At 45.7% G+C, this 22,604-nt stretch carries 12 protein-coding genes, 4 tRNA genes and 4 rRNA genes; 5 read left to right on the top strand and 15 right to left on the bottom strand.

The features are described from left to right. Window positions 1–137: 137 nt before the first annotated feature. From leuC to M1D72_RS09070, 3 genes are all read left to right on the top strand, one after another. Complete coding sequence (gene leuC / locus M1D72_RS09080) at window positions 138–1,538, top strand: 3-isopropylmalate dehydratase large subunit (RefSeq protein ID WP_390191766.1); 1,401 nt, start codon at window positions 138–140, stop codon at window positions 1,536–1,538. A gap of 11 nt (window positions 1,539–1,549) precedes the next feature. Next, a complete protein-coding gene (gene leuD, locus M1D72_RS09075; RefSeq protein WP_456296672.1) occupies window positions 1,550–2,152 on the top strand; it encodes a 3-isopropylmalate dehydratase small subunit in 603 nt (200 codons plus the stop codon). Between the two features lie 120 nt (window positions 2,153–2,272). Further along, window positions 2,273–3,058 (top strand): DUF547 domain-containing protein, encoded by a 786-nt coding sequence (locus M1D72_RS09070; protein WP_456296671.1) that lies wholly within the window; start codon window positions 2,273–2,275, stop codon window positions 3,056–3,058. Window positions 3,059–3,116: 58 nt separating this feature from the next. Here M1D72_RS09070 and rrf (M1D72_RS09065) read toward each other — a convergent pair. From rrf (M1D72_RS09065) to M1D72_RS08995, 15 genes are all read right to left on the bottom strand, one after another. Beyond that, window positions 3,117–3,232: ribosomal RNA gene (gene rrf, locus M1D72_RS09065) — 5S ribosomal RNA — on the bottom strand. Between the two features lie 28 nt (window positions 3,233–3,260). Beyond that, a tRNA-Thr gene (locus M1D72_RS09060) sits at window positions 3,261–3,336 on the bottom strand. A 91-nt stretch (window positions 3,337–3,427) separates the two neighbouring features. After that, window positions 3,428–3,544: ribosomal RNA gene (gene rrf, locus M1D72_RS09055) — 5S ribosomal RNA — on the bottom strand. 165 nt (window positions 3,545–3,709) lie between these two features. Beyond that, window positions 3,710–6,600 (bottom strand): 23S ribosomal RNA (locus M1D72_RS09050). Between the two features lie 355 nt (window positions 6,601–6,955). Next, window positions 6,956–7,031: transfer RNA gene (locus M1D72_RS09045), tRNA-Ala, on the bottom strand. A 7-nt stretch (window positions 7,032–7,038) separates the two neighbouring features. Further along, window positions 7,039–7,114, bottom strand: a tRNA-Glu gene (locus M1D72_RS09040). A gap of 89 nt (window positions 7,115–7,203) precedes the next feature. Beyond that, a 16S ribosomal RNA gene (locus tag M1D72_RS09035) occupies window positions 7,204–8,757 on the bottom strand. Together the 16S, 23S and 5S rRNA genes with 3 tRNA genes alongside form the textbook arrangement of a ribosomal RNA operon. Window positions 8,758–9,264: 507 nt before the next feature. After that, window positions 9,265–10,518 carry an HD-GYP domain-containing protein gene (locus M1D72_RS09030; protein ID WP_456296670.1) on the bottom strand — a complete coding sequence of 418 codons (1,254 nt, stop codon included), beginning with the start codon at window positions 10,516–10,518 and terminating at the stop codon, window positions 9,265–9,267. Window positions 10,519–10,688: 170 nt separating this feature from the next. Then, the gene (locus M1D72_RS09025; RefSeq protein WP_456296669.1) at window positions 10,689–11,639 is read right to left on the bottom strand and encodes an isopenicillin N synthase family dioxygenase; all 951 of its coding nucleotides are present in this window, start codon (window positions 11,637–11,639) and stop codon (window positions 10,689–10,691) included. 236 nt (window positions 11,640–11,875) lie between these two features. Continuing rightward, window positions 11,876–13,426, bottom strand: a complete 1,551-nt coding sequence (locus M1D72_RS09020; RefSeq protein WP_456296668.1) for a polysaccharide deacetylase family protein — start codon at window positions 13,424–13,426, stop codon at window positions 11,876–11,878. Between the two features lie 641 nt (window positions 13,427–14,067). Further along, complete coding sequence (locus tag M1D72_RS09015) at window positions 14,068–15,624, bottom strand: polysaccharide deacetylase family protein (RefSeq protein ID WP_456296667.1); 1,557 nt, start codon at window positions 15,622–15,624, stop codon at window positions 14,068–14,070. A 688-nt stretch (window positions 15,625–16,312) separates the two neighbouring features. Beyond that, a tRNA-Leu gene (locus tag M1D72_RS09010) sits at window positions 16,313–16,397 on the bottom strand. Window positions 16,398–16,622: 225 nt separating this feature from the next. Then, window positions 16,623–17,942 (bottom strand): TRAP transporter large permease, encoded by a 1,320-nt coding sequence (locus tag M1D72_RS09005; RefSeq protein WP_456296666.1) that lies wholly within the window; start codon window positions 17,940–17,942, stop codon window positions 16,623–16,625. After that, complete coding sequence (locus tag M1D72_RS09000; protein WP_456296665.1) at window positions 17,932–18,555, bottom strand: TRAP transporter small permease subunit; 624 nt, start codon at window positions 18,553–18,555, stop codon at window positions 17,932–17,934. Before M1D72_RS09000 ends, M1D72_RS09005 begins: the two co-directional genes overlap by 11 nt. 55 nt (window positions 18,556–18,610) lie before the next feature. Continuing rightward, on the bottom strand, window positions 18,611–19,633 hold the full coding sequence (locus tag M1D72_RS08995; protein ID WP_456296664.1) for a TRAP transporter substrate-binding protein: 1,023 nt from the start codon (window positions 19,631–19,633) through the stop codon (window positions 18,611–18,613). A gap of 219 nt (window positions 19,634–19,852) precedes the next feature. Between M1D72_RS08995 and M1D72_RS08990 the strand changes: the two genes are divergently transcribed. Together M1D72_RS08990 and gabT are read left to right on the top strand one after the other, a co-directional pair. Continuing rightward, window positions 19,853–21,280: an NAD-dependent succinate-semialdehyde dehydrogenase gene (locus M1D72_RS08990; protein WP_456296663.1), complete on the top strand. Its 1,428-nt coding sequence runs from the start codon at window positions 19,853–19,855 to the stop codon at window positions 21,278–21,280. Window positions 21,281–21,319: 39 nt separating this feature from the next. Beyond that, window positions 21,320–22,594, top strand: a complete 1,275-nt coding sequence (gabT, locus tag M1D72_RS08985; RefSeq protein ID WP_456296662.1) for a 4-aminobutyrate--2-oxoglutarate transaminase — start codon at window positions 21,320–21,322, stop codon at window positions 22,592–22,594. Window positions 22,595–22,604 lie beyond the last annotated feature (10 nt).

The raw sequence follows: 22,604 nt of genomic DNA, 5'->3' as shown, positions 1-22,604 counted from the left end.
GTCGTCAAACATCACACTGGAGCCAATGAGTATAAGTCCGTCTCAGATTCATTGGTACTACACTGCGCATTTCTCCCTCTACCGATAGAGAACAGAAACCGAGCGCGATTGTAGTGACACGGCGACGAGGAAAAACAATGGGCAAAACATTATATGAAAAAGTCTACGACGCACACGTTGCCGTAGCTGCCGAGGGTGAAAACCCAATCCTATATATCGATCGTCATTTGGTGCATGAAGTGACTTCACCACAAGCGTTTGATGGCTTGCGTGAAAAAGGTCGCCCAGTCCGCCAAGTAAGTAAAACCTTCGCGACGATGGACCACAACGTCTCAACCACAACCAAAGATATTAACGCCTCTGGTGAGATGGCGCGTATCCAAATGGAAACGTTGAAGAAGAACTGCGAAGAGTTCGGAGTAACCCTTTACGATATCAATCATAAATATCAAGGCATCGTCCACGTGATGGGCCCTGAGCTTGGTATTACACTGCCAGGCATGACCATCGTATGTGGGGACTCCCACACCGCCACTCACGGTGCATTTGGTTCTTTGGCTTTTGGTATCGGTACGTCTGAGGTCGAACACGTGCTTGCGACGCAAACGCTAAAACAAGCGCGAGCGAAAACCATGAAAATAGAGGTCAAAGGCAAAGTAGCGCCTGGAATTACCGCAAAAGATATCGTACTGGCGATCATTGGTAAAACGACCGCGGCAGGCGGTACTGGCTATGTTGTTGAATTTTGTGGTGAAGCCATTCGCGACCTGTCTATGGAAGGCCGTATGACGGTATGTAACATGGCCATCGAACTCGGCGCAAAAGCAGGACTGATAGCCCCCGACCAAACGACTTTTGACTACATTAAAGGGCGTAAGTTTGCGCCAAGCGGTGCGGATTGGGATGCAGCGGTAGAATACTGGTCAAGCCTACAAACAGATGACGACGCACAATTCGATGCGGTTGTAACACTAGAAGGCAGTGAAATTAAACCTCAAGTCACTTGGGGCACCAACCCAGGTCAAGTGATTGCTGTCGATGCACCGATCCCTTCTCCTGAAAGCTTTGATGATCCCGTTGAGAAAGCGTCAGCAACTAAAGCTTTGGCTTACATGGGCCTTGAGGCCGGTAAGTCACTTTCGGACTACAACGTCGATAAAGTTTTCGTTGGCTCTTGCACCAACTCCCGAATTGAAGATATGCGCGCAGCGGCGGCCGTGGCGAAAGGTAAAAAAGTCGCTTCTCACGTTCAGGCTTTGATTGTACCGGGCTCAGAGCAAGTGAAAGCACAAGCCGAAGCCGAAGGATTAGATAAAATCTTTATCGAAGCTGGCTTTGAATGGCGTTTGCCTGGCTGCTCAATGTGTCTGGCGATGAACAATGACCGCTTAGGGCCTCACGAGCGCTGCGCATCGACATCAAACCGTAACTTTGAAGGTCGCCAGGGCCGTGATGGCCGTACGCATTTGGTTAGCCCTGCAATGGCTGCCGCTGCTGCAATTGCTGGTCATTTTGTCGATATTCGTGAATTAAATTAAGGAGAACGAGAATGTCAGGTTTTAAACAACATAAAGGCTTAGTCGTCCCTTTAGATGCTGCGAATGTCGATACCGATGCGATCATTCCTAAACAATTTCTGCAGAAGGTTTCTCGTTTAGGCTTTGGTAAACACCTGTTTCATGATTGGCGTTTTCTCGATGATGCGGGTGAACAGCCCAATCCAGAATTCGTATTAAATGCCCCACGCTATCAAGGCGCTTCAATTTTGCTGGCTCGTGAAAATTTTGGTTGTGGGTCTTCTCGCGAACATGCGCCTTGGGCTCTAGCCGATTACGGAATCAAAGCGATGATTGCGCCAAGCTTTGCGGATATTTTCTACGGCAACTCAATCAATAACCAGATGGTTCCCGTCCGTCTTACAGAGCAAGAGGTGGATGAGATTTTTCAGTTTGTCGAAGCCAGTGAAGGTGCAGAAGTCGAAGTCGACTTAGAAGCGATGAAAGTTCGCGCCAATGGGAAAGAATACAGCTTTGAAATAGATGAGTTTCGTCGTCACTGCCTGCTGAATGGCTTAGATAATATAGGCCTAACACTGCAGCACGAGGAAAAAATCTCTCGCTATGAAGCGAATATTCCCGCCTTTTTACGCTAAGTACGAAGTAACGCTTTAAATTCAAAGGCTGGCACTGATTGCCAGCCTTTTTTGTTGAAAGCGATCTACTATTATTCAGGTCTACTTATCTTAAATCTCCACTTAAAGGTAGAAATAGGTATGCAGCGCTCGTTAATCTTATCATTTAGCTTGCTGACCTTCTCAGCGCTAGGAGCACCAAAACCCGACCTGTGGCCTTATTGGCAACAGAGTTCTCCCGACAATTCGCAAGTCATATCTCACCAATTATGGCAACAAGTCATTACGGGCAATCTAATGGTTAGTGGCAGCGACACGCTATTTGATTATCAGCATATATCAGCGCAAGACCAACAGCGCTTACGTCGCTATATTCAACAGCAGTTGTCTCTGGATCCTTTGAACTACAACTCAAATGAACAACTGGCTTATTGGATCAACCTTTATAACGCATTGACCGTCAACTTAGTTATCGACAACTATCCCGTAGAGTCAATCACTGACATTGGAGGATGGTTTCGTTTTGGTCCTTGGGATCAAGAAATAGCCATCATTAACGGCAAACATCTAACACTTAATGACATTGAACACCGAATTCTACGCCCTATTTGGAAAGATGCTCGAATTCACTACGCAGTGAACTGTGCCAGTTTAGGCTGTCCCAATCTCCAGACTGATGTCTATACTGGAGCACAAGTAAAAGCCCAGCTTGAAGGTGCCGCTAAAGCGTTTATTCAAAGTCAGAAAGGGGTAAAACTGGAAGGCAAGACGCTTATACTCTCATCGATTTATGACTGGTATCGAGAAGATTTTGGCAGCAAACAGCAGTTACTTAAACACCTGAGCCGTTATCGACCTACGCTTAAGAATTTTCAAGGAGAAATAGATTATCAATATAATTGGGATTTAAATAAAGCAGCAGATTAAAAGAGGCATATACCATACAAAAAAGCCCCGACTTTACAGTCGAGGCCTTGGAAATAAAGCCTAGCGATGTTCTACTCTCACATGGGGAAACCCCACACTACCATCGACGCTATTTCGTTTCACTTCTGAGTTCGGCATGGAATCAGGTGGGTCCAAAACGCTATGGTCGCTAAGCAAATTTTGTGTACTACTTAATAGTAACTGGTGCTGATACCCAGACTCGAACTGGGGACCTCATCCTTACCAAGGATGCGCTCTACCACCTGAGCTATATCAGCAATCTAATCGGTGGACTAAAAAAAGCCCGCATTTAAAAACGGGCCCTTTTATCTAACTATTAGAACAATTATCTAATAGTTGAAATTTAAAGCCTGGCGATGTCCTACTCTCACATGGGGAAACCCCACACTACCATCGGCGCTAATTCGTTTCACTTCTGAGTTCGGCATGGAAATCAGGTGGGTCCAAATCGCTATGGTCGCCAAGCAAAATTCTTTTTAAACCCGCTCATTCAAGCAAGTTTATCTGTTTTACTTTCACTTTTTCTAAAAAAGTGAAAACAAAAAGTTTGGAAAGCTGTTTTTCGTTCTGTTTCTTACACAATCAAGTTTATGTTCTTGCTTTGAGCCCACAAAACCCCTTGGGTGTTGTATGGTTAAGCCTCACGGGCAATTAGTACAGGTTAGCTCAACGCCTCACAACGCTTACACACCCTGCCTATCAACGTCGTAGTCTACGACAACCCTTTAGGACACTTAAAGTGCCAGGGAGAACTCATCTCAAGGCTTGCTTCCCGCTTAGATGCTTTCAGCGGTTATCAATTCCGAACTTAGCTACCGGGCAATGCGTCTGGCGACACAACCCGAACACCAGAGGTTCGTCCACTCCGGTCCTCTCGTACTAGGAGCAGCCCCTTTCAATTCTCCAACGCCCACGGCAGATAGGGACCGAACTGTCTCACGACGTTCTAAACCCAGCTCGCGTACCACTTTAAATGGCGAACAGCCATACCCTTGGGACCGACTTCAGCCCCAGGATGTGATGAGCCGACATCGAGGTGCCAAACACCGCCGTCGATATGAACTCTTGGGCGGTATCAGCCTGTTATCCCCGGAGTACCTTTTATCCGTTGAGCGATGGCCCTTCCATTCAGAACCACCGGATCACTATGACCTGCTTTCGCACCTGCTCGAATTGTCATTCTCGCAGTCAAGCGGGCTTATGCCATTGCACTAACCTCACGATGTCCAACCGTGATTAGCCCACCTTCGTGCTCCTCCGTTACTCTTTGGGAGGAGACCGCCCCAGTCAAACTACCCACCAGGCACTGTCCTCATCCCCGATTAGGGGACCAAGTTAGAACATCAAACATACAAGGGTGGTATTTCAAGGATGGCTCCATAACCACTGGCGTGATTACTTCAAAGCCTCCCACCTATCCTACACATGTAGGCTCAATGTTCAGTGCCAAGCTGTAGTAAAGGTTCACGGGGTCTTTCCGTCTAGCCGCGGGTACACTGCATCTTCACAGCGATTTCAATTTCACTGAGTCTCGGGTGGAGACAGCGTGGCCATCATTACGCCATTCGTGCAGGTCGGAACTTACCCGACAAGGAATTTCGCTACCTTAGGACCGTTATAGTTACGGCCGCCGTTTACCGGGGCTTCGATCAAGAGCGTCGACCGAAGTCTAACCCCATCAATTAACCTTCCGGCACCGGGCAGGCGTCACACCGTATACGTCATCTTACGATTTTGCACAGTGCTGTGTTTTTAATAAACAGTTGCAGCCACCTGGTATCTGCGACTTCCGATAGCTCCATCTGCAAGAGACTTCACCGTCAGAAGCGTACCTTCTCCCGAAGTTACGGTACCATTTTGCCTAGTTCCTTCACCCGAGTTCTCTCAAGCGCCTTGGTATTCTCTACCCGACCACCTGTGTCGGTTTGGGGTACGATTCCTTACAATCTGAAGCTTAGAGGCTTTTCCTGGAAGCATGGCATCAATGACTTCACCACCGTAGTGGCTCGACATCGTGTCTCGACCTTATAAAGAGCCGGATTTACCTAACTCTTAAGCCTACGCACTTGAACCTGGACAACCGTCGCCAGGCCCACCTAGCCTTCTCCGTCCCCCCATCGCAATTGTAAGAAGTACGGGAATATTAACCCGTTTCCCATCGACTACGCCTTTCGGCCTCGCCTTAGGGGTCGACTTACCCTGCCCCGATTAACGTTGGACAGGAACCCTTGGTCTTCCGGCGAGGAGGTTTTTCACCCCCTTTATCGTTACTCATGTCAGCATTCGCACTTCTGATACGTCCAGCATGCGTTACCACACACCTTCAACCGCTTACAGAACGCTCCCCTACCCAATACAATAAATTGCATTGCCGCAGCTTCGGTTTATTGCTTAGCCCCGTTACATCTTCCGCGCAGGCCGACTCGACTAGTGAGCTATTACGCTTTCTTTAAATGATGGCTGCTTCTAAGCCAACATCCTAGCTGTCTAAGCCTTCCCACATCGTTTCCCACTTAGCAATAATTTGGGACCTTAGCTGGCGGTCTGGGTTGTTTCCCTCTCCACGACGGACGTTAGCACCCGCCGTGTGTCTCCCGGATAGTACTTACTGGTATTCGGAGTTTGCAAAGGGTTGGTAAGTCGGGATGACCCCCTAGCCTTAACAGTGCTCTACCCCCAGTAGTATTCGTCCGAGGCGCTACCTAAATAGCTTTCGGGGAGAACCAGCTATCTCCGAGTTTGATTGGCCTTTCACCCCTAGCCACAAGTCATCCGCTAATTTTTCAACATTAGTCGGTTCGGTCCTCCAATTGATGTTACTCAATCTTCAACCTGCCCATGGCTAGATCACTCGGTTTCGGGTCTATATCCAGAGACTAAATCGCCCAGTTAAGACTCGGTTTCCCTACGGCTCCCCTATGCGGTTAACCTTGCCACTGAATATAAGTCGCTGACCCATTATACAAAAGGTACGCAGTCACACCACGAAGGTGCTCCTACTGCTTGTACGTACACGGTTTCAGGTTCTATTTCACTCCCCTCACAGGGGTTCTTTTCGCCTTTCCCTCACGGTACTGGTTCACTATCGGTCAGTCAGGAGTATTTAGCCTTGGAGGATGGTCCCCCCATCTTCAAACAGGATATCACGTGTCCCGCCTTACTCGTTTTCACTCAAAATGATGGAGCGGCTACGGGGCTATCACCCTTTATTGCCAAGCTTTCCAGCTTGTTCACCTGCATCATTAAAAGCTTAAGGGCTAATCCGATTTCGCTCGCCGCTACTGTCGGAATCTCGGTTGATTTCTTTTCCTTCGGGTACTTAGATGTTTCAGTTCCCCGAGTTCGCCTCTTACAGCTATGTATTCACTGCAAGATAAGTGCTTATGCACTTGGGTTTCCCCATTCGGAAATCGTAGACTCAAGTGGCTTTTACTGCCTCATCTACGCTTATCGCAAGTTAATACGTCCTTCATCGCCTCTGACTGCCAAGGCATCCACCGTGTACGCTTAGTCACTTAACCATACAACCCGAAGGGGTCTTGCGTATGGCCCATTTGATTTCACTTTTTAAAGTGAAGACAAATAAGCAACCAAGGTTTGTGTCTCTCATTATTTGAATGAGCGAGAGACATTTCGATTTTGCCGGACTCAAATATGAACAACATAAATGTTGTTCCCAAGAACACTTGAATGTGTATTTTGGTACCTACTCTCATAGAGAATAGGATTTGAGAACTTTTATTTGAATAACAACGCTTATCTAAAAGATAAGGGGATTGTTGTTATTCGTCAGCTTTCCAAATTGTTAAAGAGCAAAGTTTACTTTCTATTGAAAGAAACCATTTTTAAAAACACTATTTCTAATGTGTTTAAAGATGGTGGAGCTAAGCAGGATCGAACTGCTGACCTCCTGCGTGCAAGGCAGGCGCTCTCCCAGCTGAGCTATAGCCCCAAGAAAGTGGTATCCCGTAGGGGAGTCGAACCCCTGTTACCGCCGTGAAAGGGCGGTGTCCTAGGCCTCTAGACGAACGGGACACTAATCGTAAGCGTTTGGGAACGCTTAGTACTCTAAAACCGTATAAACCATCAATCTGTGTGAACACTCATCGCAATAATCTTCGTATTAAGGAGGTGATCCAGCGCCAGGTTCCCCTAGCGCTACCTTGTTACGACTTCACCCCAGTCATGAACCACAAAGTGGTAAGCGTTCCCCCGAAGGTTAAACTACCTACTTCTTTTGCAGCCCACTCCCATGGTGTGACGGGCGGTGTGTACAAGGCCCGGGAACGTATTCACCGTGGCATTCTGATCCACGATTACTAGCGATTCCGACTTCATGGAGTCGAGTTGCAGACTCCAATCCGGACTACGACGCACTTTTTGGGATTCGCTCACTCTCGCAAGTTGGCCGCCCTCTGTATGCGCCATTGTAGCACGTGTGTAGCCCTACTCGTAAGGGCCATGATGACTTGACGTCGTCCCCACCTTCCTCCGGTTTATCACCGGCAGTCTCCCTGGAGTTCCCGACATGACTCGCTGGCAAACAAGGATAAGGGTTGCGCTCGTTGCGGGACTTAACCCAACATTTCACAACACGAGCTGACGACAGCCATGCAGCACCTGTCTCAGAGCTCCCGAAGGCACCAAGGCATCTCTGCCAAGTTCTCTGGATGTCAAGAGTAGGTAAGGTTCTTCGCGTTGCATCGAATTAAACCACATGCTCCACCGCTTGTGCGGGCCCCCGTCAATTCATTTGAGTTTTAATCTTGCGACCGTACTCCCCAGGCGGTCTACTTAACGCGTTAGCTCCGAAAGCCACTCCTCAAGGGAACAACCTCCAAGTAGACATCGTTTACGGCGTGGACTACCAGGGTATCTAATCCTGTTTGCTCCCCACGCTTTCGCATCTGAGTGTCAGTATCTGTCCAGGGGGCCGCCTTCGCCACTGGTATTCCTTCAGATCTCTACGCATTTCACCGCTACACCTGAAATTCTACCCCCCTCTACAGTACTCTAGCTTGCCAGTTTCAAATGCTATTCCGAGGTTGAGCCCCGGGCTTTCACATCTGACTTAACAAACCACCTGCATGCGCTTTACGCCCAGTAATTCCGATTAACGCTCGCACCCTCCGTATTACCGCGGCTGCTGGCACGGAGTTAGCCGGTGCTTCTTCTGCAGCTAACGTCAAACAATGCATCTATTAAATACATTGCCTTCCTCACTGCTGAAAGTGCTTTACAACCCGAAGGCCTTCTTCACACACGCGGCATGGCTGCATCAGGCTTGCGCCCATTGTGCAATATTCCCCACTGCTGCCTCCCGTAGGAGTCTGGGCCGTGTCTCAGTCCCAGTGTGGCTGATCATCCTCTCAGACCAGCTAGGGATCGTTGCCTTGGTGAGCCCTTACCTCACCAACTAGCTAATCCCACCTGGGCATATCCTGACGCGAGAGGCCCGAAGGTCCCCCTCTTTGAGCCGAAGCTATCATGCGGTATTAGCCATCGTTTCCAATGGTTATCCCCCACATCAGGGCAATTTCCCAGGCATTACTCACCCGTCCGCCGCTCGACGCCGTTAACGTCCCCCGAAAGGTTCAGTTAACTCGTTTCCGCTCGACTTGCATGTGTTAGGCCTGCCGCCAGCGTTCAATCTGAGCCATGATCAAACTCTTCAATTTAAAGTTTTTTTGGCTCAATGAATACTGATTACATTACATAGTAATGTTGAATTGACTGTGCCAAGACCTCTAATGTTTCCAAAAGACATCTTGATTGGTCACTCAGTTCATTGAAACCTCAGTTGATTCTTTAGAATCATCTTTGATTATCATCAACGAGTGCCCACACAGATTGATAGGTTTATATTGTTAAAGAGCGTTGCTTATCGAAACTTTGTTCTCAAAGCGGAGGTGCATTCTAACCAGATAATTTGTTGTGTCAAACACTTTCGCAAATTTTCTTTTTTTAGAAGTCTTACCCTCTAAGACATTGGCTGAAGCCTTGTGGCGTCTGCCGTGTCAGTGAGGGCGCATTATAGGGAGTTGCTTTGAGTTGGCAAGTAAAAAATCACAATAAATCACAATAAATTACGCGTTCGGCTGATTTTTGCTCAACATGGTTTTTATCTACATTTACTCACTACAAATCACACAAGATACTCACATTTTCCTGTGGATAACTTACATTTAACCATCTGAGTCGAAGAAGTAAGAGACTCGAGAGCGAGGATTAAGGTACTCACGCACTTTGTCTGGAAGCTTATTGGGTAATATAGCGCTGACAATCTTTATATCTCGCTGCGCAAGATCAATGATTGGAGCCTGAGTTCTCGGTACCGAAGGGTCGTAAATTAAAACATTCGGATAGAGGATATGTTTCGAGTTGACCGAAACCACAAGTCCAATGGTATCGTTGGAGAGCTGTACTGCTGTTCCGGGAGGATACACTCCCATGAACTTAATCAGAATGCTGAGGTTATCTTGGTTATACCGCTTTTGCCCATTCTTATATAAATAAGAAAGCGCAACATAAGGTATTTTTTGTTTATCCGGATTATTCGGATGGCAGAGGTTGTCATAAGCATTGGCAACGGCCACGACTTGGGTTACTTCGTCAATTTGGCTTTCTTTTAAACCTTCGGGGTAACCGCTGCCATCATTACATTCGTGATGTTGAGCAATCACAGTTTGGGCGATGTCAGGAAAGCTCTCAATATTGCTGGCAATATCCAATCCATACTTGGTATGGAGCTTTAAGTAGTTATTTTCAGGTTCAGTGAGATCCGTCTTTTTACGGATAATGGCGGTCGGTACCTTAATTTTACCAATATCATGAAATAGAGAGGCAAAAGCGACCTGCTTTATTTTCTCAGCTGACCACTCTTTCGCGCGGGCTATCATCATCGCAATGACCGCGACGTTTAAAGAATGGAAATAGATATCTTCAAACTCACTTTTACCATTCATCAAATGCAGTGTGACATCATCTTCGCTTAGAAGATTATCAACAATGCTGTCGACAAGCTCTATCGCCTCCCCTACAGCATGCTCCGGTCGGTTACGTATTTTATTCATCACAGCTCGCATCCGTGCCAGTGAGCGTTCAAACTCTTTTTCACATTGAGCAACACGTCGTCGGTATGCATTGAGCTTCTCGATCCTTTGTTGCTTCTCTTCCCAAAGTTTTTTAGTTTCGTCATCTAATTGCTGAACGCTCTCTTCACTCTGCTCCTCCATTTGCTTAGGCGGAAGAGGTTGTGTCTCACTTTGATTCGGATTGAGGAAAACATGAGAGATGCCCAAATGACGAATCATCTGAACCTGTTGCTCATTTTTAATTTTGAAGCTATTCAACAAAAAAGGATGGTCATTCCATTTGAGGGGAAGACGAATGTGTAATCCAGGCTGAAGCCTATCCACGGTTATTTTTATACTTGCCACTGCAGCACGACCCAATAGCACTCAACAATTTAGAACTTAAGTTTAGATGGTCAAATAAAAATAATGAATCGGATTTTTTCAGTTACTACTTAAAATTCAGGTTGGTGAAAGAGAAAAGAAAGGCTTGAGTTCCCCTAAGCCCTTCCTAGTGCCCTTCATGTTTGGGGATTTTAAGCCACGTCTTTATCTTGTCGGTATGAATAGGTATCTTCAAAGCGAGATAATATCCATTGACCCGCAGTTATTGACGGGTACCCAGATTGTCCCTCTTCGAGGCATGAGGATAGCGTGTCGATTGGCGTATCAAAATCTGGCTCCACAAAGAAAGGCATTGAAAACCGATCGCAACCAGAAACTGGGCTGGTAACACGGTGCGAGGTAGAACGATAGACGTCATTTGTCCAACGCTGCATCAGGTCACCGATATTGACAACAAAACTGCCTTCAACTGGAGGCGCATCGATCCATTCATCTTGTTTGTTCAATACTTGTAACCCACCACTTTGATCTTGATAGAGTAGCGTTATACAGCCGTAATCGGTATGTGCACCGGCCCCATTCATTTCATGTTTTTGACTTGGGTAACTAAGCATACGCAACACTGACATTGGGAGTTTGAAATACTTGGCGAAAAACATCTCATCTTCACCGAGTGCTATCGCCATGGCCCGTAAAATTTTCATCCCGACATCTAATGTCAGTGAGTAGTGCTGATTCATCGCTTGGGCGAACCCGGAAATGTCTGGGTATTGGTTCGGACCATATAAAGCCGGACACCGCGATACTTGTGAATGATAAGGTGACAGATCCAGCGCCATATCAAACGATTCTTTACAGTCAAGCTCACCATTTGGATCAAGCTTTTCGGCATTAAGACGCCCCCACCCTCGATGGTTACTACTTTTTTCAATGGAAATTTTCTGCTTTTGCTCGGTAGGAAGTGCAAAGAGCTGTTCTGACATCGATTGAATCAAGTCAAACTGCTGCTGTGGAATGCCATGGCCTACAACGTAGAAAAAGCCAAGTTCACGGCAGGCTTGATCTATTTGCTTGATAACGGGTTGCCAATCTTGACGATTGGAAGAATCGAGTGGGGATATATCAATGATTGGCAGCGACATACTTACTCCTTGTTGTGACAGTGCATCCTGCGCCATTATGGTCAGGATTTTTACTAGCAAAATCCTGACCACTTAGCCAAGTTTCATGTAGCTACTGATACAGCTAAGGTCTGCCCGACTCGAGCTTATAACTCATGCACTAAACTGGCACATCATATATGTATCACGCACTATTTTTGGACAAAAAAAGAGGCGCTGTTATCAGCACCTCTATGTTGATCTTCAAAGAGCATGAGTTAGGACTCTCCGCTTCCACAATCACGGTCATACCACTCTTTCATTGTCAGAACCTCAATTTTCCCTTCATCGCGAGCTTCGGCCAATTTGTCGATCCACATTTGATAGGTATTAATACTCGTATTAATGCCGTCTTGGGAACCCGTGATATCATGAAAGTACAAAACGGTTGTGGTCCCTGCTTTCTGGACTTCATCTATCCAGTATTCTATGCGCTCAACAGGATCATCACCTGATTTCAATACTGAGCCTCGAGATGGCGCAACCAATCCATAATCACCAACACAATATCTTGAATACATGGTATTCGGCCGAGTGGTTCGGCCAATTTTAAATCCGGCCTGCTTTAGCCTTTTCTGCAACTTCCACGTAAAGAACTCACTCGAATCATCAGTAAACGTCATATATTTGTTCGGCTGGTCTATTGGTTCACCGCCACGTCCAACCCCGCGTGAAGCGTGATCGAGCACCACTCGTTTTTTACGCTTATTGACTTTCACAACGCGCGTTCCCTTTGGAAAAGAGCGCCCTTCGGCCACCATTCCAACTTTGATCCCGGAAACACTTTTCGTTTTGACGACGGTCGAGCCTGTCTGACCCGATATATCACTTCTGACCACCGCACGCGAATAGCTGTCGTAATTCCCATTTGGATAAGCAAAAAACTGGGCGTTATCATTTAAACCATTTTTTGCCAACCAAGCTCGACCTTCTAACAGTGAACTCACTGCTTTTTTAGCCGTTGGCGCTAAGGTCATTGAAGAGTCATCCCCGGTGCCATTCAATTCAATATCCCAACCCGCCTCTTTCATATCTTGGAGTTGCTCAACGGTCATTTTATTTTTCCGACCTTCATAATCCCACGGATAAAAAATCGTCCCCTTAATGCCTTTATCTCGAGAGTAATCCAATTGTTCCCATGGACCCGTTCCACCATCATCAAAGGTTAATACTAACGTTGGTACACCTTGGGCACGCTTGATAAGTTTCCCCCAACCTGTGTATGAGGAGTACGGTGCTTTCGTCGAGTTTTTAATTTTGACGGTGACTTCATCACCTTCACGAAACCCTGCATCAATTAATGTTTGCGCGCTCACATAGCGCCACGCCAAACCACCAATCGTATGATAACCACCTAAGTAGTCGATGCCACCAACACCAACTGACACTTCTCCATTAGTCACCGTTACGTTACCGCCGTTTTGGTTAGCAGGAATAAAGGAATCGTGGCATACCGGAATGGCGAGTGTCCCCCAATCCTCTGAAAATGTATCACGTAAATACATTGAAATGGTTCCGGTCGTTTGAACCACATTGTCTTTTACTGAGAGTGTCGATACTGCGCCATCCCAACCATAAGAGGAAGACATTGACAGCAGTTGACTCGCATAAGGTAGCCCTTTAACTGGATATTCAAACACTTGGGCACTTGTTAAAGAACATGCTGATAAATCGATACTATTTTTTATCTCTTTACTTTCAGCACGCGCGACCGCTAATCCTGCGTATATGACGTACATTAGGTTCAGTAACACTAAAAACAAACGCATAGTAACTATCCTCTATCAACCATAATTTTCTGTTACATCCGCAAATATGACGTGAATAGAAACGAGAAAAAGTACTTGATGACAGCCTATTTTTAATCGCATTACTTTATCGTGGAAACCATTCACAGCATGAAAATGTCAGAACGAAATACAATAAAAATCATCCTATCCTCGGGATCCAACTAGGAGCAATTCAAAATAGAGGGAATAATAGAAAATATGATCAACGTAGCTTTGTTGTGTAGAGGTTACATTACTTCAAAAGAAATAAGAAATAACGAAAAACTTACAGTATAAGACTGAAGAAAAATGAAAATTATGAAAGGAAATAAACGACCGCAATATCAACGTAATTTCATAAAAAGATAACTATAGGTAAATAGGCATTAAAAACAGATAATTAAAATCACAACGAAATTAATATCAAATCATCAACGCTGATACGAATTCAATAATGACACTCGTTTTATATATTCACATTATTTCATAGGGTTGAAGCTGTCTAACTTTTGACAACAACCATCATCGTTGACAAGAACTTGAAATAATAAAAATGAAACTAAATCGTCAAGTCATATCGCATGCCCAACTTTGTTCAGCCCGAAAAAAAGAGAGGCAAGAGCCTCCCTTTTTATTTAAAGTCACGACTTATCGCCACAATCTCGTTCATACCATTCTTGCATGGTCAAAATCTGAATTTTACCTTCATCTCGAGCTTGAGCCAGTTTATCAATCCACATCTGATAGGTCGCTACACTGGTATTAATACCATCCTGACTGCCCGTCACATTGTGTAAATATATTAACGTTGTCGTACCTGCTTTTTGAGGGTCTTCAATCCAAGACTCAACACGCGCAACGGGGTCATCACCGGACTTGATGGTAGAACCACGAGCTGGAGCAACTAAACCATAGTCACCCACACAGTAACGAGAATAGATGGTATTTGGACGTGTTGTACGCCCTACTTTAAACCCTTCTTTTTTAAGTTCGGCTTGCAGCTTACCGGTATAAAACTCTCCAGAATCATCAAAAAAGCTCATGTAAGAGTTGGGTTTTGTCACCGTTTCGCCTCCACGTCCAACATCTAATGAAGCGTTATCCAACGTCACCGTGTTATTTTCGCTATCAACACTAACAACGCGAGTGCCTTTCGGGAACGTTCGAGCCTCTGCGACCATACCTACTTTAATTCCAGACACACTGCTCATTTCAACAACTGGAGACCCAATGGCGCCTTGTACCCCTTTCTTGGTCACCGGACGAACATATTTATCGTAATTGCCATTTGGATATGCAAAGAAACGGGCATAATCATTTAAGCCATTTTCCGCCAACCACTGACGTCCAGAGACCAGATGCTGTGTCGCTTCTTTCGCACTTTTACGATTGGTCATAGACCCATCATTACCCGTACCATTTAACTCAATATCCCAACCGGCATCTTTTAAGTCGCGTAGTTGATCAACCGTTAATTTATCTCGGCGCCCTTCATACTCCCATGGGTAGAAAATAGTGCCTTTGATGCCTTTCGCTTGCGTATAAGCGAGTTGATCCCAAGGACCTTTACCGCCATCGTCAAATGTCAAAACAATGGTCGGAACACCTTGAGCCATTTTGAGTAATTTACCCCACCCTGTGTATGAAGAGTACGGCGCTGCACTTGAGTTCTTAATCTTAATCGTTAATTGGTCACCATTAGAAAAACCAGCATCAATCAGATTTTGAGAGCTAATAAATCGCCATCCCATGCCGTTAACCGTGTGATAACCGCCTTGATAGTAAATGCCACTAATATTAACAGAGTGGGTTCCGTTACTGATGGTGATTGTGCCGCCATTCTGGTTTGATGGTGTGAAGTAATCATGGCAAACTGGTATCGCCAGTGTGCCCCAATCTTCATAAAACGGCTCTTTAATGGTCTTGGTTACGGTGCCCACTGTTTTTAGCACATGGTCTGTAACATCGAGTGTTGATGTACTGCCCGACCAACCATATGTCGAAGACATCGATTCAAGTTGACGCGCTGTAGGCAAACCTTCAACCGGATAAGCATAAATATCACTTGAAGAGATATTACAACCCGCATATTGATCCGCTGAAAGTGTTTCATCGGGATAACCTTGAGTGATAGTGCCATCAGTGGCGACGGCAGCCCCACTAACAAGCAGGCCTAACACCAAAGATAAGTACTTCATATCATTGACCTCTGTCTAAATTCTCGTAAATCTGTCGCTTTGGGTTAACAAGCAATTATTAATATAGAAGATTAATAACTAAAAAATAAATCAAAAGGACTAATTATTAAGAATTAATAACTAATCCTAAAAAGTATGTTAAAGGTAAGCTTGTTGATTTGAGAGAAGTATACTTTCGAGATAATTATTATCAACAGACAAAAAATACAAAAAGTAGATTTGGGAATAATACTACAGAGAAAATTATCAGTGTATTATTAATAAAACAAACAACTTAAAATAAAAATAAGAAAATACTTATTTTCGGAATTTAAACTTAGAGTTTATATTCAATAATAAAAGAGTGACCAATATTAACTAACTTTATTAAGCCTAAGTCACTTTGAGACGGATAAGAATGTTAATGAATACCGATAAAAAGAGAATATGAACTCTAATGCAATTAAATGATCAATCCTATTTCATGGTCACTAAGAAAAATGATCTGGCTAGATGACCAGTAAAATAAGCGAGAATGACAGACAGCTCAGAAAGTTCCAACATGAAGAAACCACATCTCTCACTCTTTCTGAGTAACTCTCTTTTACAGCGCATTACGCCTATTTCAAGGTAAGGACCAACGTGGGCAGTATCGCAAGCGATAGAAACAACAAAGCCCCGACTTTCGTCGAGGCTTTGTCTTAGAATATGGTACCGGTGGGCGGACTTGAACCGCCACGCCCGAAGGCAACGGATTTTGAATCCGTCGTGTATACCAATTTCACCACACCGGCATCTTGGGGCTATTGCCCTTTGATGTTTGGCATTATACGTAAGCTTTCAGACGGCGCAAGCCCAAAAGACTGAAAATAATATCGTTTGCTGATAATTTCGCCACAGAATGGTTAAATCAGACTTTTTGCTTATCTACCTACCTGCCATCAAGCACACAGCAACGTCTTCTTCTCGCTTTTGTGACCATTTTTCTCAGTATTCGACTTTATATCCTTGTAATAAAGCTAATTCATTACGTAATTCGGGAACCAAGTGACCAGTTGAGGAAAAACCATGACGATAATCAGCACCAGCAATTGCACCGTAATAAAAGGCAATACCGAACGATAGAGATCCATCATGGTCACACCTTTAGGTGCGATGCCTTTCAAGTAAAACAGAGCAAAGCCATAGGGCGGCGTTTGGACTGCAATAACAATATTAAGGATCATCAGTACCCCGAACCAGATAGGATCGTAGCCAAGTGAGACGGCCACTGGTGTAAAAATCGGAGCACACATCAAGACAATGATGAATTCATCAATGATAAACCCAAGAAATAGCATGATCACTTGAAACATAATAATGATCATGATCGGCGGTAAATCGAGATCCTGAGTAAACCCAGCTACCAAGCTTTGAATGCCCATCAACAAATGGAAATTACTGAATACAGACGCGCCGAGAATAATCCACATGGCAACACTCACTAACATTGCCGTTTGCATCCCAGAGCGAAATAACATTTGTGGCTTGAAGCGTTTAAATAATATTGAGAGCACAATCGCGCCCATAACACCTAGCGCACCAGATTCGGTTGGCGTTGCAATACCAGCGATAATACTGCCAAGTACCACCACAATCAGCGCCGCAGAAGACGCCCCATCACGAATGGTTTTAAAGCGTTCATAACCTTTAGGGACCTCAACATCCGTATCGGCATCGAGCGGCGCACGTTCAGGACGCAGCTTACAAGAAATAATCACATAGCCAATCAGTAAGATGATGGTGACTAAGGCTGGTCCCATCGCCCCAAGAAACATGCGTCCAACAGAGTTTTGCGTGGCTGATGCAAACATAATCATTGGAATACTTGGCGGAATAAGAATACCTAATGATCCACCAGCCATGATTACACCAAGCGCCAATTTTCGATCATAACCACGGTCAAGCATTGGTTTTAAGGCGATGCTACTTGATGTCATGATCCCTGCACCAATAATTCCAACCATCGCACCAATCATTGAACATACCCCGATCACACTGATCGCGAGCGATCCACGAACTCGACCAATGGCTAATTGGCTGGCGTTAAACATCGCATCACCAATTCCCGAGCGTGTAAGGAGTTGCCCCATATAAATATAAAGAGGGATCGCAAGTAAGATAAAACTAAAGAAGGTGCTTTCGATGGTTGTTGGAATGATATTGAAAATGGTCTCGCCCCAAGAAAGGTATCCAACCCCCATCGCAATCCCGCCCAGCGCCAACCCAACTTGAGCTCCTAAAATAAATGCCACCAATATGCATCCCAGCAAGACAGCAGTTAGCACCTCAATTCCCATTTGTGCTCTCCTTATCAAACAGGGACGAATTGTGTTGTTGTTGCATATCAACTTTAAAAGGTTGGTCGTTCAACGCCTCCTCATCATGGTCACGAAATACCAGATCCCTGCCAGTCACTAGATAATGGAGATTCGCCAACAATTCAGTTGAATACTGAGCGATAAAGATAACCGCAGACACGGTCACCATAAGCCAAAAATGATGGGTGTGCGGCGCCCATTCACTCTGCGTTTTGTAACCCAGCTCAAGCGCTTCGAGAAACATGCCAAAACACGTTTTGGCCATTACCGTAAGGAAAAACATCGCAAGCAGCGATGTCACCACATCAAAAACTCGGCGCATTTTCAGTGACACTTTGCCATGAACAATATCCACATTAATATGCGCTGACTTTTGCTGAGCCAATGCACCGCCAAGCGCCGCAATGTAGCCAAATAAGAATAGAGATGTGTCGTATGCCCAGAGGGTTGGGCGATCTAAGATGTAGCGAGCAAACACTTCGTAGGCAACCACTAAAGCCAAAATCGGCATCAGGTATGAGACCGAGTGACCTATCACTCGAATCGCCCAGCGAACGGCTCGGCAGTAAGCGTGTACTATTTCCGTTATCATACCAACTCCAAACAAAATAGGGCGAGCCACATTGGCTCACCCTATTTATTCCTTGTTACTGTTGCGTTTTTTCTAGAATATCCACCAGCTGTTTCGAGTACGCATCTTCTTTGGCATATTCCTGTGCCAGGCTGGTCCCCGCTTCGCTCCAAGCTTGCTTGTCTGCATCAGAAGGTTGAGGACTCCACTCCAAGCCTTTGGCTTCCATTTCAGCTACGGCTTGTGATTCCCAAAGCTTAGATTTAGTGATTTGTTCTAAGGCATGTTGTGACGTGGCCGCTCGCACGATTGCTTGTAAATCTTGAGGCAGTTTTTTCCACTCACGTTGATTGACAATAATCGGTAAAACTTGTGCGCCCGCGATCGGCAGTGGGTACATGTATTTTGCGACTTCAACATGGTTACCGTCTCGGTGGTCGATCATATTTGAGCCAATCGAACCGTCAATCACGCCTGTGGCCAATGAGGTATAGATTTCGCTCCATGCTAACGATACTGGAGACGCGCCGAGGTTACGTAGGAACTTTCCATACGCACCCGGCGCACGGATCTTCATGCCTTTAAAATCTTCAATCGATTTAATCGGCTTTTTAGTAATAATGTAAACGGGTGGCTGAATGTAAGGTTCTAACCACACCAAACCTTGCTTGCCATAAGCTTCGGTCAGGACATCTCCCCAACCGCGTTCATTGAATAGAGTAAGGAGTTCTCCAACATCTGAAGTCCCGCCAGGCAATCCGACTTCAACAACACCTGCCGGAAATTCCCCTGCATGCATAGGTTGAAATGGCGCGCCCATGGTAATCAAGCCCGATTTGACCGCGTTTAAAATCCCGCTGGTACCAACGCCTTCTCCAGAGTACAAAACCTGAACGGCGATGCGACCATCTGACATAGTTTCAATATTTTTGGCCAAATCTTCGTAAACGGCACCAAATGCCGTACCACGACCATATAAATTCGCAAAACGCCAATTGTAATCGGCTGCGAACGTTGCCGCTGATGTTACCAATGCGCTAACACCTAAAGTAACTGCTAAAACCCCTTTAGCAAGCTTCTTTCCTTTTAAACTGAACATAGAAAATCCTCTTCTGTGTCGTTACTTGTTTGTTATTCATTTATTTGCCGAATCAATATGACCAAAGAATTTATAAACCGATAGAACCAGTAGACGCATTCAGATGGTACCAGCGAAATTTTCACAACTGGTACCAACAAAGAGAAGTAACTGGTACTTCGTTGGCTCCCCCCTTTGGGTCTAACATTTCTCTAAAGCCATAAACGAGAGATGAATTATATGGAGCAAATCGTAAACAAAAGTCTGCTAAACGCGACTTGTGATGCCAATGACGATGCAATCGCGGTGATCAACCCTGCAACAGAACAGGTCGTCGCGTACATCCCGTCGATTTCGAGCTCAGAGATTCTCAAGCTGGTCGAAAATTCCAAGCAAGCTCAGAAGCTATGGCAACAAAAAACCGCTGCTGAGCGCAGTAAAGTCCTGGAGACTTGGTACCAGTTAATGATGGACAACGCCGATGACCTCGCGCGCATCATGACACTAGAACAAGGAAAACCTCTGGCCGAGTCAAAAGGTGAAGTCAATTACGGCGCGTCGTTTTTGAAATGGTTCGCTGAAGAAGGTAAACGTACCTATGGGGAAGTGATTCCAGAACCAGCCTCAAGCAAACGCATCATGACGATTCGTCAACCGGTTGGCGTTGCAGCGGCGATTACACCATGGAACTTCCCGATTGCGATGATTACACGTAAAGCGGCACCGGCCCTGGCTGCAGGTTGCAGCTTTATGGTCAAACCGGCCAACCAAACTCCGCTTTCTGCTTATGCTACGGCGGAGCTGGCATACCAAGCAGGCCTTCCCCGCGATCTCCTGATCGTGGTCAACAATCACTCGTCTGTTGCTGTCGGTGATATTTTCTGTACACATGATGATATCAAGAAATTGTCTTTTACCGGTTCAACCGAAGTTGGCCGCCATCTCATCAAACAAAGTGCTGAAACCATAAAGCGTACCTCAATGGAATTAGGAGGCAATGCCCCGTTCATCGTGTTTGATGACGCCAATATTGATGATGCAGTAGAAGGCGCGATTGCCTCAAAATTCCGTAATGCTGGACAAACCTGTGTCTGTGCCAATCGCTTTTACGTTCAAGACGCAGTCTACGATGAGTTTGTTGAAAAATTCACTCAGGCCGTTGCCAAACTGAAAGTGGGTGACGGTCTAGAAGAGGGAGTCACTATTGGTCCATTGGTCGATAGCCGTGCCAAAGAGAGTGTGATGGGTTATATCTCCACAGCCATCGAACAAGGTGCGAAAGTCGCGATGGGTGGTCAAGGGCTTGATGGATTGTTCGTTGAACCGACGGTATTAACTGACGTGACTCAGGACATGGACATTGTGCAAACCGAGCTGTTTGGCCCAGTCGCCCCGATTGTTCGCTTTAGTGATGACCAAGAATTGGTCGAGAAAGCCAACGACACCATTTATGGATTGGCGAGCTACTTCTACACCGGATCTATTCCACGTGCCTTCCATATTGCTGAGCAATTGGAGTATGGCATGGTCGGCATTAATGAAGGATTAATTTCTACCGAAGTTGCGCCTTTCGGCGGTGTTAAACAATCAGGCTTTGGCCGTGAAGGTGCGAAGCAAGGTATCGACGAATACCTGAACATTAAATACATGTGTTTCGGCGGCTTGTAAGCCGTCAATAGATCTCAGAATTAGAGAAAGGATACGATCATGACCAACTTGGAATGGCAACAGCGCAAAGAAAAAGTTGTCGCCAATGGAATGGCAAATATGTCACCCATTTACGCAGCGACAGCGAAAAATGCGCTGATTACTGACATTGAAGGCAACCAGTATATCGACTTTGCAGCGGGCATTGCGGTAAATAATACGGGTCACTCTCATCCACAAATTGTCGAAGCGGTGAAAAAGCAGCTTGATAACTTCAGTCATACTTGCTCAATGGTGACCCCTTATACGAGCTTTGTTGAACTGGCAGAAAAAGTGGTTGAGATAGCCCCAGGGCCAAGCGCTAAAAAAGCCGCTTTTTTGACTACCGGCGCTGAAGCGGTCGAAAACGCCGTTAAAATTGCTCGTGCATACACTGGTCGCTCAGGTGTGTTGGCGTTTAAAGGTGGTTTTCATGGTCGTACCAACTTATGTATGGGTCTTACGGGCAAAGTTGCACCGTATAAAGCGGGCTTTGGCCCCTTTCCAAATGAGATCTATCACCTGCCGTTTCCTAATGCCTATCATGGGGTAACTGAGCAGCAAAGCTTGGAGGCACTGGATGACTTGTTTGCTTGCGATATCGAGCCAAGTCGCGTAGCGGCGATCATCGTCGAACCCATCCAGGGTGAAGGTGGCTTCTATCAAGCGCCCGCTTCATGGGCCAAGCAATTACGTGAGGTGTGCGATAAACACGGTATCGTCTTGATTTGTGATGAGATCCAAACCGGTTACGCACGTACTGGTAAATGGTTTGCTACCGAGCACTTAGGCATTGAGCCGGACTTAATCACAATGGCAAAAGGAATGGCCGGAGGTTTTCCACTTTCTGGTGTTGTCGGCAAGTCTGAGATCATGGATGCTGCCAACCCCGGTGGTATCGGCGGCACCTATGCGGGATCGCCCTTATCATGCACCGCCGCACTCGAAGTGATTGATATCATAAAGAAAGAAAATTTATGTGAACGCGCCGAGCACACCGGATTACTGTTTAAAGAGCAGTTGCTGGAAATGCAAAAGCAGATTCCTCAAATCGGCGATATTCGCCAAGTGGGTGCGATGGTGGCCATTGAACTGAATGATCCACACACTCAACAACCCCTTGCGGCATTAACTAAGCAGTTAGTTGCTGCCAGCAATCAAGCCGGGGTTATCTTGCTTTCTTGCGGCGTCAAAGGAAATGTTATTCGTTTTCTTCCGCCACTCACCATCGAGTCGGATTTAGTGGTCAAAGGCTTAGAGATTGTCAAAACACAGTTGAAAAAATTGATTGCTTAATCCTTGATGA

This window comes from Vibrio sp. AK197, assembly GCF_053903115.1.
Note: the sequence above shows the minus strand (reverse complement) of the source record. Positions and strands in the feature narration are given on the sequence as shown.